The organism is Mesorhizobium sp. M0601 (genome assembly GCF_040320845.1).
Taxonomy (GTDB): Bacteria; Pseudomonadota; Alphaproteobacteria; order Rhizobiales; family Rhizobiaceae; genus Mesorhizobium.
Map to the genome: position 1 here is coordinate 164,437 of NZ_JAMYQK010000003.1, position 15,115 is coordinate 179,551.

The window sequence follows — 15,115 nt, forward strand, 5'->3', positions numbered from 1 at the left end:
CCGCAAGCACCACGGCTTGGGCCAGCGCTATTCGGCTGCCGCCTTTTGCGGCACCGGTTCTTCCTCCTCGTCGAACAGTGACGGCTGGTCGACCGCTTCGACCGGGCTCGGCTCGCCCCGGCGCCGTGCCCACAGCCTGACCAGCCAGCCGGAAAAATGCTCCATGTAGACGTAAATGACGGGCGTGACGAACAGCGTCAGTGCCTGCGAGGCGACAAGACCGCCGACCACGGCCACGCCGAGAGGCTGGCGCAGTTCCGCGCTGGCACCGGTGCCGAGCGCGATCGGGATGGTACCCATCAGCGCGGCAAGCGTGGTCATCATGATCGGCCGGAAGCGCATCAGGCAGGCCTTGTGGATGGATTCGACGGGCGACATCCCCTCGCGCCTGAGTTCCAGCGCCACGTCGATCATCATGATGCCGTTCTTCTTGACGATGCCGATCAGCATCAGGATGCCGATCACCGCGATCACCGACAGATCCATCCCCGCCAGCCGCAGTGCCACCAGCGCGCCGAGCACCGCCGACGGAAGCCCGGTCAGGATGGTGAGCGGGTGGATGAAGCTCTCATAGAGCATGCCGAGAACGATATAGATGGTCAGGATCGCGCCGCCGATCAGCAGCCCCTGGTTGGAAAGCGAATCCTGGAACGTCTTGGCCGTGCCCGAGAAGGCGGTCGAGATCGTCGGCGGCATGCCGATCTTGTCCTTCAGCGCGTTGATGTGGCTCACGCTGTCGCCGAGGGCCACGCCTTGCGGCAGATTGTAGGAGATGGTCACAGCCGGAAGCTGGCCGAGCTGGTTGACGGTCAAAGCACCGGCGGTCCGATCGACGCGGGCGAACGCACCGAGCGGCACCAGGCTGCCGCTCGCCGTTCTCACCTTGATGGCCAGCATCCGCTCGGGCGACCACTCGATCTTCGGATCGAGTTCCATGATCACGTCGTAGCTGTCGGCCGAGCCGAAGATGGTCGACACCTGCTGGGTGCCGAAACCGCCATAGAGACTGGAGCGCAGCGTGTCGGTATCGACGCCGAGGTTCGCCGCCTTGTCGCGGTCGATCACCAGCGTCGCCTGTAGCGCGTTGTTCTGCAGGTCATTGGTGACGTCGGTGAAGGCGGCATGATCGGCAGCCATCGCGTCCGTCAGCCTTTGCGCCCAGACGTTCGTGAGGCCGGTATCGAGGCCCTGCACGGCAAGCTGGTAGGCACTCGCCGAAGAACGCGCGCCGAGCCGCAGGTTCTGCACCGGTTGCATGTAGGTTTCGATGCCGGGCACATTGGCAAGCTGGCGCCGTAGATCCGAAAGCACCTTGTCGATGTTCGGTCGGTGGTCCTTGTCTTTCAGCTGCACAAACAGCTGGCCCTGGTTGAGCGCATTGTTTCCACTGCCCGCCGACCAGCCGACATGCGCGACGTAGGGCGAATGGGTGAAGACATCCGCCACTTGCCCCTGCAGCTTCACCATCGCGTCAAACGAAATGTCCTGGCGCGCGATGGTCGTCACCGAGACCTGGCCGATATCCTCCTGCGGGAAGAAGCCCTTCGGCGAAATCTGGATCAGCCATACCGACAGCCCGGCGGTCACGAGGAAGACAAGGAAGACAAGGAAATTGTGGCGCAGGCAGAATGTCAGCAGCCTGTCATAACCCCGCATGAAGACGTTTTGTCTATGGCCTTCACCGTGCGCTGCTTTCTGCTCGGCTTTCGATAATGACAACAGCCGCGAGCACAGCATCGGCGTCAGCGTCAGCGAGACGAACATCGACGCCAGGATGGCGACCGTCACCACCACCGCGAATTCGTTGAAGATGCGCCCGATCACGCCGCCCATCAAAAGCACCGGAATGAACACGGCGACCAGCGAGATCGAGATCGAGATGATGGTGAAGCCGATTTCGCGGGCGCCCTTGAGCGACGCCTCGAGGGCAGAGAGCCCGTCCTCCTCCATATGGCGGAAAATGTTTTCGAGCATGACGATTGCATCGTCGACGACAAGACCGACCGCCAGCGTCAGCCCCATCAATGAGACGTTGTCGATGGAAAAGCCGAACAGGTACATCACGCCCAGCGTGGCGATGAGCGAAATCGGTACCGCCACCGCCGGGATGATCGTCGCCGTCACCCGGCGCAGGAACAGGAAGATCACCATCACCACCAGCGCGATGGTGAGCAGGAGCGTGAACTGCACGTCATCGACCGCCTCGCGGACCGATGTCGAGCGGTCGTTTAGCAACTGGATGCTCGCCGCTGCCGGCATCTGATCGTCGAAGGAAGGCAGCATCGCCTTGACGCGGTCGACGACGTCGACGGTATTGGCATCCGGCTGGCGCTGCACCGCCATAATGATGGCGCGGGTGCCGTCATACCAGCTTGCCGTCGTCGTGGTCTCGACCGAATCGATGACGCGGGTCACCTCACCGAGCCGCACCGGATGGCCGTTCTTGGTGGCGATGATGATGTTGGAGAATCCCGCCGCATCGGTCAGCTGCGTGTTCGCGGTGATCGTCAGCTGCTGTTTGTTGTTCTTGAGCACGCCGAGCGGCGTGTTGCTGTTGGCCGAGGCAATGGCCGTCTGCAGCTGGTCGATCGAGATGCCGCGTGCGGCGAGCGCCGTCGGATCGATCTGGACGCGCACGGCATATTTCTGCTGCCCGTAGATCGACACCTGCGCAACGCCGTCAATCGTCGACAGCGACGGCGAAATCACATTCTCGGCAAACGCGTCGAGATCAGTCAGCGGAATTGTGTCGCTGACCAGCGACATCAGCAGGATCGGCGCGTCGGCTGGATTGACCTTGCGGTAGCTCGGCGGGCTGGTCATCTCCGGCGGCAATTGTCGTTGCGTACGTGCGATCGCTGCCTGCACGTCGGCGGCGGCTGCATCGATGTCGCGGTTGAGTACGAACTGAATGGCGATCGAGGTCGAGCCGAGCGAGTTGGTCGTCGAGATCGAATCGATGCCAGCGATAGTGGCAAACTGCTTGATCAGAGGCGTTGCCACCGAGGTCGCCATGGTTTCCGGCGAAGCCCCGGGCAGCGAGGCCGAGACGTTGACAACCGGAAATTCGGCGCTTGGCAGCGCCGCGACCGGCAGGAATTTGTAAGCAAATAGTCCGCCCAGAACCAGGGCGAACGACATGAGCAGCGTGGCGACGGGCCTGCGGATGCAGAATTCGGAAATCATGGCTGTGTTCCGCCCGTCCGGTCAGCCTCGGCAACCTTCGGAGCCGCCCGATCGCCTGTGCCGGTCGAAGCCTTGCCTTCGCGCACCGCCGCGCCGTTCTTCAGTTTGGTCTGACCCTCGACGACGACACGCTCGCCGCTTTTCAATCCTTGGCTGATTGCGGTGTTGGTGCCTTCTGTCAGCGCGACCTGCACGGGCCGCATTTCAACGGTGTTGTCCGGCTTGATTACATAGACGAACGGGCCCTTCTGGCTGGGCTGGACGGCGACCGTCGGAACGGACGTCATTTGTGGCATGATGCCGGCATCGAGCACGACGTTGACGTATTGGCCCGGCCATAGCGAAAGATCGGCGTTGGGCACACTGGCCCGCGTTGCGATCGTGCCGGACGCCGTGTCTACGCTGGAATCGACGAAATCCAGCGTTCCCTTGCCGATCGGCTTCGGGTCGCCGTCCTTGGTCAGCGTCACCGCACCTTGCTGCGGCGCTGCCAGCGCCTTGTGCAGCAAGGCAAGATCGCTTTCGGGGAGATTGAAGTTCACCTGCAGCGGGTCGACCTGCGTGATCGTCACCAGTGGAGTCGACGTGCTGCTGCCGTTGCTGGTGGTGACGAGATCGCCGACGGCGACGTTGACTGCGCCAAGCCTGCCGGAGATCGGCGCCCTGATCGTGGCGAAGCCAAGCTGGATTTGGTCTGCATCGATCGTTGCCTTGTCGGCGTCGACGGTGGCCGCGGCGGATTTCTGCGCCGCGACGGCCTGATCGTAGGTCTGCTGTGTTCCGGCCTGCCTGGCGACGAGATTTTTGGCGCGCTGAAGATCGGCCGTGGCGCTGGCAAGCAGCGCCTGGTCTTTCGCGAGCGTCGCCTGATCGCGTGCCAGTTGTGCCTTCAACGAGCGATCGTCCAGCGAGAACAGAAGGTCGCCGGCCTTCACCATCTGTCCGTCCTTGACCGCGATTGCGACGATCTGACTCGATATCCGCGCGTTGATGCTGACCACGGCAGGAGAGGACACAAAGCCGATGGCATAGCGCCGGACCGGGAAATCGGCCGTCGTAGCGGTGGCGGCAACCACCGAAGTCGTACGCGCGGCATTTGCCGCTGCAGCGGGCTTGTCCGCTGTCGCCGTCTGCTTCGCCGACAGCATCTGCTGAAGACCGCTCATTGCGCTGGGCGAAAGATAGAGCCACGCCGCGGCAACGCAGGCTGCAGCGATCACCGCTAATACGATCTTTCCGCGCATCGACAAAAGACCTCTCGATCCGACACGCCGCTATCCGGTGGCCGTAGTCTAGCTCAACTCGCAGCCTCTTGCCGCGCTTTTGCCAGATAATAGAGGATGCCGAAGGCGAAAAAGGGCCAAAACCCGTCATTACGAAGATTTAATGTGCAGTGCACAATAGTACGGCAGCTAACGCAGCATCGGCCACAGCGTCGCCGCAAGCATCACACCCATGACGATGTTGAACCATTTGAGCCGCACCGCATCCGCCAGAAAGCCGCGCAGCGCCATGCCGAAACCGGCCCAGGTCGAAATGCTCGGCAGCATGACGACGGCGAAAGCGGCTGCGATCAGCACCACCGACACAAACGGGCGTTCCGGATTGGTATAGACGGCCATGGCTGTAATCGCCATCACCCAGGCCTTGGGATTGACCCACTGGAAAACCGCAGCCTCGATGAAGCGCATCGGCTGGCCCTTCGCCTCGCCTTCGCCGCCGAGCGAGCGCGACATGGCGATCTTCCAGGCGAGATAAAGCAAGTAGAGGCCGCCGGCGATCTTCAACCCGGTATGCAGGACCGGAAAGGCCGTCAACACGGCGCCAAGCCCGAAGCCTACGGCAAGCAACAGCACGAGGAAGCCGATGCCGATGCCGAGCATGTGTGGCACGGTTTTGACCAAGCCGAAATTCACGCCCGAGGCCAAAAGCATGAAATTGTTCGGACCCGGCGTGATCGAGGTCACGAAGGCATAAACCAGCAGAGCAAGGAATGCATCGAAGGTCATGGAGGATCGCAAAGATCAATAATACTGAAATACTGACTTAAATCGATGAGGTGCTGAGTGCAATTGCAATTCGTTGGTCCACGCGCCCCAAGCGTTCCTTCATATCTTAGGCCAATATCCGCTGAGAACATCTATCTGCGGTAGGGCTGCACCGACCATAGATCTGAATCCGGGGCAGTTTCGCGCTGACGGCGCACGCGTCGCAGCCCTTTTCGTCTCGGCGTATTCTCCGGAATCTTGACGCTGTGCGCCAGACCCAGGATCGCCAGAACCTGAATGAATAGCCAGCCGAGATCGATCTGTCCGTGTTCCAGACCAAGCCGTGCAGACTCGGGAAACGCGTGATGGTTGCCGTGGAAACTCTCGCCGAACGTTACCAGCCCGAAACGCGGCAAATTGTATCCTTGCACGGCAACGTCGTCGACGCGCCATCCTTGCTCCCCATCTCGGTGCGCAAAATGCCCAACCAACCAATGCCCGGTAAACGACACTGAAACGCGCACCGCTATTCCCCATACCACCCAATCCCAGCCGCCAAGCGCGAAAAAGAGGATCGCCCAGGGCAGTTGTTGCAGCATCCAGGTGCGTTCGACGAACTTGTAGAACCGGTCATTCGTGATCGAGGGTTCGATGACGAAGGTGGGTGGATTGCGCAAAGCGACCGCGCAATGCATCTGCCAGAAGGCATCGGTGAAAAATGGCCGACGATGGGCATGGAGATCGTGACATGCGGTCTGGCGCTGAGCCCAGTCACGAATATCGTGAGCATAGATCATCCCAAAAGGACCGGCCATGCCGACGAGCACTCCAAGGTAGACCAGCGCATGCTCGACCCAGATATGAACCTTGAACGACCGGTGGATGAGCAGACGGTGCATCCCCACCGAGTGTCCGGCGCAGATTGTAGCCGCCGTTGTCGCAACGAATAAGGCGAAGGCACTCCAGCTAAATGTCATCGGTCCCAACACAATGGCGACGATCGTCATCGCCCCGACCCAGATCGACTTTGCCGGCACCCACACGACTTTGCCGTCTTCGGCGTCACTGTCCTGTTGGGAAATCATTCTGCCCGTGGATATGGTTTTCATCGGTACCCCTCCTCCCGCATGAACATTTCCGGACCACAGCCTTGCCTTCTGGCGCGTCTTCCATTACTTAGGCAGTAAGCTAACCATCTACTATTACGAGTTAGGTATTTAGGCAATAGTCTAAATGAAAATAAGAAAAGCGGACCGAGGCGCAGCCAACGCCTCGGCATCACAAGGTGGCAGACAGTGATCGAAGATGCAGAGCACGCAGCGGATGCCGAAACGGCTGCTCACGCAAATGGCGCGATACAGCGCGTGTTTGAAGCGCTATCTTCAGCGCCCCGGCGCAAGATCCTCGCCTATCTTGCGCACTCTTCCCTAACGGCGGGCGAGATCGCGGCGCGCTTCGAGATGTCGAAGCCGTCGATCTCGCAGCATTTGAGCATTCTGGAGACGGCCGGGCTCATCGCCAAGGAGCGGCACGGACAGTTCATCCACTATTCTCTGGTCCAGAACAATCTTGTGAACACGCTGAATGGATTTGTTCAGGATGTCTGCCCGGTATCGCGCCCTATCAAGAGAGAAAGCAAAGAACTTGGTCGAGGCGAGGCAACGCAAAGATCGCACTTGCGCAAATCTGAAAAGCCCTAGCGGCTTTGCATCGTTTTCATGAGCGCCTTGGCGTATCGGCAGGCGTCAAATTCCACAGCGATCTCGCAAGACTTTTTGTAAGCGGCCATCGCCTCGGCTTCGTCCGCAGAGACGCCTTCACCATGCTGAAGGGCGCTGCCATACATGGTGCAACCCCAGGCATCGCCCTCATTGCAGCTCAGCTTGAATGTGCGATAAGGGCAAGATTCGTTTGCACTACCGGCGGCAAGCAGTTTGTTTAGCCCAAGCCGACCCAAGAGAATTCCCGCGCCGCGATTTGTGCAGCCGCCGATACTGCCAGTAGCGCAGGCCTGGGCGAACATCTCCCCGGTCCATTGCTTGTCTTCTGGCGAGTGCTCCTGGATGACCCTGGCCGTCTCGAAACAGGCTTCGCCCCTGCGTCCGTCGAAACACCGCCTGGCACAGGCCAAGACGTCTTTCTCACAACCTTGGTAATCTATTCCCGGCGTGGAAAAGAGCGCGTCATCGACGCCCGACGCCCTGCGCCAAATATCGGCCGGGCATTGTTGGAAATAATAGCTCGGTGTGCCCCTGCGGTCGATTTCTTCAAACAATTTCGGCAGCACTGACTTGTCGAATACCGGCTCCTGGCTGGCCGCCGCCGTCGTGACCGCAAGAACGATTGCGCCGGCGCCTGCTAGAATTGCCGCCGCGAGCATCATGATCACATCCCTTGTGGGCCGCGGTTCATCGCCGCCACTCCGGTACGGCAGATTTCAACTAGCCCGAGCGGTTTCATGATGGCGATGAACTGATCGAGCTTGGAGCCCTTGCCGGTGATCTCGAAGATGAAATGCTCGGTGTTGGCATCGATGACGCTGGCGCGGAATGCATCGGCGAGCCGGAGCGCCTCGACGCGGGCTTCGCCGGTGCCGGCGACCTTGACCAGCGCGAGTTCCCGCTCCAGTGGCCGCTCTTGTCCGAATTCCTGCGACCGCACGGTGAGATCGACGACGCGGTGCACCGGCACGATGCGCTCGAGCTGGTGCTTGATCTGCTCCAGCACGTGCGGCGTGCCGCGCGTCACGATGGTGATGCGCGACAGGTGCTTTTCGTGCTCGGTTTCCGAGACCGTCAGGCTCTCGATGTTGTAGCCACGTCCGGAAAACAGGCCGATGACCCGCGCAAGCACGCCCGGCTCGTTGTCGACCAGGACCGAAAGCGTGTGGTTCTCTGGTTTTTCCGTCTCCTTGGCGATGAAATAGGCGGAGCCGGTCGGTTGCAACTGTGCGTTCATGACATAAATCTCGATTTCAAACTTTTGCGCTAATCTGCTGTTTCCGCACAGCTTCCTCCAACCAGACTACACCAGTTCCCTGCCCTTGGCGTCGATCGCGTTGGCCACAGCTTCGTCCGTCGCCTCGTCCGGCAACAGCATCTCGTTATGCGCCTTGCCGGACGGGATCATCGGGAAGCAGTTGGCGAGCGTCGCCACGCGGCAGTCGAACAGGACGGGCTTCTTGACCGCTATCATCTCCTTGATGGCGTCGTCGAGCTCGTCCGGCTTGTCGCAGCGAATGCCGTGGCCGCCATAGGCTTCGGCGAGCTTGACGAAATCCGGCATCGCCTCGGTATAGGAGTGCGACAGCCGGTTGCCGTGCAGCAGCTGCTGCCACTGCCGCACCATGCCCATATATTGGTTGTTGAGGATGAAGATCTTGATCGGCGCCTCGTGCTGCACCGCCGCGCTCATTTCCTGCATCGTCATCTGCACCGAGGCGTCGCCGGCGATATCGATGACCAGCGCATCCGGGTGCGCGATCTGCACGCCGAGTGCCGCCGGCAGGCCGTAGCCCATCGTGCCCAGTCCGCCAGAGGTCATCCAGCGGTTCGGCTTCTCGAAATGATAGTGCTGCGCCGCCCACATCTGATGCTGGCCGACCTCGGTGGTGATGTAGGTGTCGAGGTCCTTGGTCAGCGCATAGAGCCGCTGGACGGCGTATTGCGGCATGATCACCTCGTGGTTCATCTTGTAGGCGAGCGAATCGCGCGCGCGCCATTTGGCAATCTGCTCCCACCACGGGTGAAGCGCTTTCTTGTCGGCCTTGGCGGTTGCCCGCCACAGCCGCACCAGATCCTCCAGCACACGCCCGACATCGCCGATGATCGGCACGTCGGTGTGGACGTTCTTGTTGATCGACGACGGGTCGATGTCGATGTGGATCTTCTTCGAATTCGGCGAAAACGCCGTCAGCCGCCCGGTGATGCGGTCGTCGAAGCGCGCGCCGATGCAGAGCATGACGTCGCAATCGTGCATCGCCATGTTCGCTTCATACGTGCCGTGCATGCCGAGCATGCCCATCCAGTTCTTGCCCGACGCCGGATAGGCGCCGAGGCCCATCAGCGTCGAGGTGATGGGAAAGCCGGTGAGGTCGACCAGCTCGCGCAGCAGATGGCTCGCCTCCGGGCCGGAATTGATGACGCCGCCGCCCGAATAGATGATCGGCTTTCGGGCAGCCCCCATCAGCTCGACCGCCGCCTTGATCTTTTCCAGATCGCCCTGGACCTTCGGTTGGTAGCTGGTGCGCGGCGCCGTCTGCGGCGGGACATAGATACCCCTGGCGAACTGCACGTCCTTCGGGATGTCGACGACGACCGGACCGGGGCGCCCTGTCGTTGCCACATGGAAGGCCTCGTGGATCGTTGCCGCGAGCTCGTTGACGTCCTTCACCAGCCAGTTGTGCTTGGTGCAGGGCCGCGTGATGCCGACCGTGTCGCACTCCTGGAACGCATCCGAGCCGATCAGCGAAGTCGGCACCTGGCCGGTCAGGCAGACCAGCGGGATCGAGTCCATCAGCGCGTCCTGCAATGGCGTCACCGCATTGGTGGCGCCCGGCCCTGAGGTCACCAGCATGACGCCGGCCTTGCCAGTCGAGCGCGCATAGCCTTCCGCCGCGTGGCCCGCGCCCTGCTCGTGGCGGACGAGGATGTGCTCGACCTCGTCCTGCTGGAAGATTTCATCGTAGATTGGCAGAACCGCGCCGCCCGGATAGCCGAAAACATGCTTGACGCCATTGTCCTTCAGCGCCTGCACCACCATTTCGGCACCCGTCATTTCGCTCCTTGGCATTTCAGTTCTTGGCATTTCGCGCCGCTCATTCTGTCCACTGCTCATCGTTCTGGTCCCGTACTGTTCGCCATCTGGCGATTGCTCGTCGTTTAGTCGTGTTTCGGGCAATAAAAAAGGCCCCCGAGGGAGCCTGTGTCTTGCGCATGGGAGGTCACCGCCCGGCGGTTACACCGCCTTGCCCACGCGCTTTCCTACGAGAATGAGTGCCTTTTTCATGGTGGCGGACAATAGAATTGGTTTGACGCCGCTGTCAACGGCGAATGTGCACTTGGCCTGACGTCGGCACATCCGCCCATTATGCACCCGCGCCGCCTTTCCGCCGCGCGGGTCTTCCGTTTCAAGCGCAGAGCACCACACACCTCGCCTTGGCCCAGCGCTCGATGATCTTGCGCTCCTCGAGCGAGGCGAGACGGTTGCCGAAACCGCGCACCTGCACCGCACGGTTTTGCGGGTCGAGTTCGATCGTCAGCAACCGCTCGATCTTGCCCAGCGCCGAGCGCCGCAGCACCCAGATCGAGGCATTGCCGGCGATGCATTTGGCCGCGTATATCGAGACGCAATGATGCATCGCCCGGCTCTCGGCGACCAGATCCTCAGCTGTCTTCAACTGACGGACGAAGAAACGCTCGCCATGCGCCTTTGCCTCCTTGGTCGACGGCTGCCAGTCCCAGTCGTCCAGGCACGAGCCGTCCCAGGCGCGACCCTGCGACTGCGTCCCGGCAGTACGCGTGGTCCGCCCGGCAGCGCGGCGGCGCATTGCCTCGATGCGTTCGATCGCGGCAATGTCTCGATGCCATTCCAGCATCTGCCGACGCAGCGAGGCGAGCGTGCGACCCTTCAGGCTGTACGCCGCATCGCGCTGGTGCACGGCGCCGATATAGTCGCAAAGATCGTCGATCTCCTCCTTCGACGCGGGTTGCCCGCAGAAGAACCGTGTCACCTCGCGCCAGAAGGCCAGATCGTTACGTGGCGTGCGCGCGATTTTCGACTTGGCAAGTCGGGCCGCCAACCCGGAATCATCCGTGTAGGACCGGGCGATCACCACCCAAAATGCCTCGTCGAACGTGAAATCGCCGGGCAAGTTCAAGAAGCAATGCACCTCCTTGCGAGACAGCCACGCACAGGCGCCCGCCTTGTAAAGCGAGTCACCACGCGCCACTGCGGTATACCAAGCCTTGCGAAGCGCAATCTCGCCGGCATTCAACCCCGAGCTGTCCAGCCAGATCCCCTCGAGCGCGGCTGTAACCGGGTAGCGCGCATAGAGATGGCGCGCCGCGGCCAGCCGCAGCCGCGCGGGGTCGCGCGTCTTCAGCTTTGGACGCCACAGCGCGCCGTCGCGGATCGCCATGCCGGCAAAGCCCCGACGTGCCTCGTCGAGCGCCCGCTCGAAATCCGGAGCGGGACGCGGGACAGGAAAAACCCGCCGCAGCGTTACGGCATATGCTTCAATGCGTTCGCGCTCGGCATCCTGCCTGCGCTGGATCATGGACTTTGCCATGGCCGTTCTTCCTGATTGGAACCCTGTCAGCCGCACGCAATTCCAGCGTCGGCACGGAATGTGTCGATCTGGATCGCCGGGTCATTGACAGGTCTCCTTTCAGGACGACGGATCAGAATGGGCGGCTTCTCTAAGCTCGCCGCCAATTTGACGCAAGAGCTATTCTTTCCACGCCCGCGATGGTCTGACGGGTGTTGCAAAGGTGCATCGTTGTCGCCATCAGCGTGTCCGGCCGACGCGTTTCCAGTAGATGAGGGTGCCTGTGAGCCCGCCATGCGGCTTCAGCGCATAATCCGGTATTTCGCCGGCCAGCGTGAAGCCGAGCTTTTCATAGAGCCCGGAAGCCCCCTCCTCTTTTGCCGTGTCGAGGACCAACAGCGTGCGGCCTTTCTCCACAGCAACGGCTTCCGCCGCCTCCATCAGGCGGGTTGCGATGCCCTTGCCGCGGTAATCGAGGCGGATCATCAGCTTGGCGATCTCGGCCCGGTGCGGCTGGTTGGGAGGGCAGTCGAGCAGCAAGGTGATGGTGCCGACCAGAGCCTCGCCGTTCCAGGCCCCAAGCACCGCCCTTTCGCCTCTGGCGGCCGCCTGAAGCGACTTGTTCCAGAAGGCCGCGGCCATCTCCGGCACCAACGGATGCATGAAGCTGACCGAGCCGCCGGCAGCGACTGTCCCGATCAGCAGTTCCGTCAGCATTTTTTGCGTTCCGTCAGCATTGCTGAGTGGCCTGATTTCGATCGAACTCATGTCGTTCCCCTGTCGCCGTCCGTCAGTCGAAACGACTGGTCCGCTTCCGCTTCCTGGCCCGCCGGATTTCCGCGATGCGATCGGCGTCTTCCTCTTGCAGATGTCGCCCGCGTTCCAGCAGTTCGAGCGTGTATTCCTCATAGGTCAGGCCCAGCCGCTCGGCCTTGTGCAGCCGCATCAGCATGATCTCGCGGCTCGGCACTTTCCATGCCTGGGCATGGGCGGTCTGCCAGGCAAGAAACACATAGGGGTCGCCCTTGCCCCAGGGCGGACCGTCATAGTCGTCGAGCGGCGGACCGCCATTGTCGCAGCGTTTTGGACGGCGCGCCTTCACCTCAGCTCCTGGCCAACACAACCAGATAGTCGGCGGCGTCCGGCCCCGGAGCGTGAAAGACGCAATCGGATGGCGCGCCGAGCGCCAGGCAGTCGCCCGGTTCGAGCCGGTGAACGATGTCCCCCTCTGTGAATTCCAGCCGCCCGGAGATCAGCCATATCTGTTGCCTGATGAAGGCATAAGACGCCGCCGGGAAACTTACCTTGGCGCCGGCCGGCAACTGGATCCGGATCAGTTCGAGGGGCATGTCCGAAACCGGCGAAAGATGCCGCCGCACATATCCCGTAGCCGGATCGCGCCAGAGCGGCTGGTCACGTTCGCGAAGCAGGCCACCGCCCTGCAATTCCGCCCTTGCGATCAATGTGGACAGCGTCATGCCGAAGGCGGCCGCAATACGCACAAGGAGTGCCGCCGTCGGGCTGGTCATGCCGCGTTCTACCGTGCTCAGCATGGCTTTCGAAACATCGGACCGCTCCGCCAGTTCTGCCAAGGACCAGCCTCGAGCCACTCTTTCGGTATGTATTCTTCTGCCGATGGTCGAGGAGATGTCGTTCGCTATATCATCCATTAATCCAATATATCGAAATTCTTCTACAGAGCAACGGCCGTTTCATCCAGTTTTCGCAAACTCCTTAATGTCCGCTAAACCATCCGGCCTCATCCCACCTTAACCCCGTTCGCCTAGGCTCATCGCTTGGGAAAAGGGGACCGGCGTATCCATGCTCGTTGAACGCGAAGCCTCCATTGGGGAACCGACTTTGCTGGAGCGCCGCAGGGCGGAGCAGAACGACAAGCGCATTCTGGGCAATGTCGTACAATGCGACGGCGCGCGCGCCACCATCAGCGCCTATGCCGACGATATCGAAGGCACGGTCACCGGCCTGTGGAGCGTCGGCAAGATGATCTCGATCAATCTCGGTACATCACGAACCGTCGGCCTGGTCTATGAAATCGGCAAGTCGGATCGTGCGTGGAGCAGCGAGGGCCAGAATCCGATCGAGGTCAGCATCGAATTGATCGGCGAGGTGCGCGACGGGGCCGAACCCGGCGCGAAGCCGATCTTCGACCGTGGCATCACAACCTACCCGCATATCGGCGCCATTGCCCATCGTATCCGCAGCCGCGACCTGCAGGCCGTCTACGATCTCGCAGGTCGTCATTCGATCACCATCGGCACGCTGTCGCAGGACGAGGCGATCGACGCCAATATCGCCATCGACGATACGCTGGCGCGGCATTTCGCCATTGTCGGCACCACCGGGGTCGGCAAATCGACCGCCGTGTCGCTGCTCTTGCGCAAGTCGATCGCCGCCCGGCCCGACCTGCGCGTGCTCATCCTCGATCCACACAACGAGTTCGCCGCGTCGTTGCCCGAATATTGCGTCAGGGTCGATTCGACGACGCTCGACCTGCCCTTCTGGATGTTCAAGCTAGAGGAATTTGCCGAGGTGCTGTTTCGCGGCCGCGAGACGGTCCCGGAAGAGGTCGACGCCTTGCGCGATCTCATCCCCGCGGCCAAGAACCTCTACCGCAATCCGAACTCCGGCAACTATCTGCGGCGCAGCACCGATGCGCTGACCGCAGACGCGCCGGTGCCCTATCGCATTGCCGACCTCATCAAGCTGGTCGACGAGCGCATGGGGCTGCTGGAAAGCAAGAACGATCGCCCGACCCTCAGGTCACTGAAGACACGTATCGAATCGGCGGCATCCGATCCGCGCTACCGTTTCATGTTCAACTCGCGCCTGATCGAGGACACCATCCACGAGACGATCGGCAACATCTTCCGCGTGCCGCATCACGGCCGCCCGGTGACCTGCTTCGAAATGGCCGGCATGCCGTCCGAGGTGGTCAATTCCGTTTGCTCGGTCCTGGCGCGGCTGGCCTTCGACCTGGCGTTGTGGAGCGAAGGCCGCCTGCGGCTGCTCTTCCTGTGCGAGGAAGCGCATCGCTATATGCCGGCCGATCCGCGCCTCGGTTTCGCGCCGACGCGGCACGCGCTGTCGCGCATCGCCAAGGAAGGCCGCAAATATGGCTGTTATCTCGGCGTCGTCACCCAGCGCCCGGGCGAACTCGACCCGACCATCCTGTCGCAGTGCTCGACGTTCTTTGCCATGCGGCTCGCCAACGAGCAGGACCAGGCGATCATCCGCTCGGCGATCGCCGATTCCTCGGCTTCGACGCTCGCGTTCCTGTCTTCCATGGGCCAGCGCGAGGCTATCGCCTTCGGGGAAGGCGTGGCGACGACGATGCGGATGAAGTTCGAAAAGCTCTCCGAGGATTTGATCCCCGGCACCGCCAAACGCGAGAATGCCTTGCCGTCCGAAACCGGCGACGAGGTCGACCTCGTGGCGATCGTCGAACGGCTGCGCAATGTGCCGAAATCACAACAGGCAATGCCTTTCGCGGAAGTCGTCGATCCGGGCCGGCAGGCCGGCGATTCGGACTATCGCAAGCCGTCGGCCGCACGCACCCAGCGAAACGACGATTTCGACTTGCGCTACGGCCTCAAGCCGGCGACCTTCGGCCTGCGTCCCCCAGAATGATTGAGCCGAGCGACTTTTAGGCAGC

General features: G+C 61.7%; 13 protein-coding genes. 2 read left to right on the forward strand and 11 right to left on the reverse strand.

Features of this window, described 5'->3' with window-relative positions; genetic code table 11:
- Positions 1–27 precede the first annotated feature (27 nt).
- From NKI41_RS04925 to NKI41_RS04940, 4 genes are all read right to left on the reverse strand, one after another.
- Positions 28–3,186 carry an efflux RND transporter permease subunit gene (locus NKI41_RS04925; RefSeq protein ID WP_352681728.1) on the reverse strand — a complete coding sequence of 1,053 codons (3,159 nt, stop codon included), beginning with the start codon at positions 3,184–3,186 and terminating at the stop codon, positions 28–30.
- Complete coding sequence (locus tag NKI41_RS04930) at positions 3,183–4,430, reverse strand: efflux RND transporter periplasmic adaptor subunit (protein ID WP_352681729.1); 1,248 nt, start codon at positions 4,428–4,430, stop codon at positions 3,183–3,185. Before NKI41_RS04930 ends, NKI41_RS04925 begins: the two co-directional genes overlap by 4 nt.
- 168 nt (positions 4,431–4,598) lie before the next feature.
- Positions 4,599–5,195 carry a LysE family translocator gene (locus NKI41_RS04935; protein WP_352681730.1) on the reverse strand — a complete coding sequence of 199 codons (597 nt, stop codon included), beginning with the start codon at positions 5,193–5,195 and terminating at the stop codon, positions 4,599–4,601.
- A 131-nt stretch (positions 5,196–5,326) separates the two neighbouring features.
- Complete coding sequence (locus NKI41_RS04940; protein WP_352681731.1) at positions 5,327–6,283, reverse strand: acyl-CoA desaturase; 957 nt, start codon at positions 6,281–6,283, stop codon at positions 5,327–5,329.
- A gap of 186 nt (positions 6,284–6,469) precedes the next feature.
- Between NKI41_RS04940 and NKI41_RS04945 the strand changes: the two genes are divergently transcribed.
- The gene (locus NKI41_RS04945; protein ID WP_352681732.1) at positions 6,470–6,874 is read left to right on the forward strand and encodes a metalloregulator ArsR/SmtB family transcription factor; all 405 of its coding nucleotides are present in this window, start codon (positions 6,470–6,472) and stop codon (positions 6,872–6,874) included.
- Here the strand turns inward: NKI41_RS04945 and NKI41_RS04950 are convergent.
- The 7 genes from NKI41_RS04950 to NKI41_RS04980 form a co-directional block, all read right to left on the reverse strand.
- Positions 6,871–7,557 (reverse strand): SEL1-like repeat protein, encoded by a 687-nt coding sequence (locus NKI41_RS04950; protein ID WP_352681733.1) that lies wholly within the window; start codon positions 7,555–7,557, stop codon positions 6,871–6,873. The two genes, NKI41_RS04945 and NKI41_RS04950, sit on opposite strands and share 4 nt — an antisense overlap.
- A 2-nt stretch (positions 7,558–7,559) precedes the next feature.
- Positions 7,560–8,132, reverse strand: coding sequence for an acetolactate synthase small subunit (gene ilvN, locus NKI41_RS04955; RefSeq protein ID WP_023676680.1), 573 nt, complete (start codon positions 8,130–8,132; stop codon positions 7,560–7,562).
- A 66-nt stretch (positions 8,133–8,198) separates the two neighbouring features.
- Positions 8,199–9,950 carry an acetolactate synthase 3 large subunit gene (locus NKI41_RS04960; protein ID WP_352471629.1) on the reverse strand — a complete coding sequence of 584 codons (1,752 nt, stop codon included), beginning with the start codon at positions 9,948–9,950 and terminating at the stop codon, positions 8,199–8,201.
- A gap of 352 nt (positions 9,951–10,302) precedes the next feature.
- Complete coding sequence (locus tag NKI41_RS04965; protein ID WP_352681734.1) at positions 10,303–11,463, reverse strand: PcfJ domain-containing protein; 1,161 nt, start codon at positions 11,461–11,463, stop codon at positions 10,303–10,305.
- A gap of 219 nt (positions 11,464–11,682) precedes the next feature.
- Positions 11,683–12,210 carry a GNAT family N-acetyltransferase gene (locus tag NKI41_RS04970; protein WP_352471627.1) on the reverse strand — a complete coding sequence of 176 codons (528 nt, stop codon included), beginning with the start codon at positions 12,208–12,210 and terminating at the stop codon, positions 11,683–11,685.
- Between the two features lie 22 nt (positions 12,211–12,232).
- Entirely contained in the window at positions 12,233–12,544 is a 312-nt protein-coding gene (locus tag NKI41_RS04975; protein WP_352471626.1) for a hypothetical protein, read from the reverse strand.
- A 1-nt stretch (position 12,545) separates the two neighbouring features.
- Positions 12,546–13,112 carry a helix-turn-helix domain-containing protein gene (locus NKI41_RS04980; protein ID WP_352681735.1) on the reverse strand — a complete coding sequence of 189 codons (567 nt, stop codon included), beginning with the start codon at positions 13,110–13,112 and terminating at the stop codon, positions 12,546–12,548.
- Between the two features lie 151 nt (positions 13,113–13,263).
- Here NKI41_RS04980 and NKI41_RS04985 point away from each other — a divergent pair, with 151 nt between their 5' ends.
- Positions 13,264–15,090: an ATP-binding protein gene (locus NKI41_RS04985; RefSeq protein ID WP_352681737.1), complete on the forward strand. Its 1,827-nt coding sequence runs from the start codon at positions 13,264–13,266 to the stop codon at positions 15,088–15,090.
- Positions 15,091–15,115: the final 25 nt, after the last annotated feature.

Coding starts and splice junctions, on each gene's coding strand:
- NKI41_RS04960 (WP_352471629.1), bottom strand. CDS start 9,950: ATGACGGGTGCCGAAATGGTGGTGCAGGCGCTGAAGGACAATGGCGTC.
- NKI41_RS04940 (WP_352681731.1), bottom strand. CDS start 6,283: ATGAAAACCATATCCACGGGCAGAATGATTTCCCAACAGGACAGTGAC.
- NKI41_RS04930 (WP_352681729.1), bottom strand. CDS start 4,430: ATGCGCGGAAAGATCGTATTAGCGGTGATCGCTGCAGCCTGCGTTGCC.
- NKI41_RS04980 (WP_352681735.1), bottom strand. CDS start 13,112: ATGGATGATATAGCGAACGACATCTCCTCGACCATCGGCAGAAGAATA.
- NKI41_RS04935 (WP_352681730.1), bottom strand. CDS start 5,195: ATGACCTTCGATGCATTCCTTGCTCTGCTGGTTTATGCCTTCGTGACC.
- NKI41_RS04950 (WP_352681733.1), bottom strand. CDS start 7,557: ATGATGCTCGCGGCGGCAATTCTAGCAGGCGCCGGCGCAATCGTTCTT.
- NKI41_RS04970 (WP_352471627.1), bottom strand. CDS start 12,210: ATGAGTTCGATCGAAATCAGGCCACTCAGCAATGCTGACGGAACGCAA.
- NKI41_RS04985 (WP_352681737.1), top strand. CDS start 13,264: ATGCTCGTTGAACGCGAAGCCTCCATTGGGGAACCGACTTTGCTGGAG.
- ilvN (WP_023676680.1), bottom strand. CDS start 8,132: ATGAACGCACAGTTGCAACCGACCGGCTCCGCCTATTTCATCGCCAAG.
- NKI41_RS04925 (WP_352681728.1), bottom strand. CDS start 3,186: ATGATTTCCGAATTCTGCATCCGCAGGCCCGTCGCCACGCTGCTCATG.
- NKI41_RS04965 (WP_352681734.1), bottom strand. CDS start 11,463: ATGGCAAAGTCCATGATCCAGCGCAGGCAGGATGCCGAGCGCGAACGC.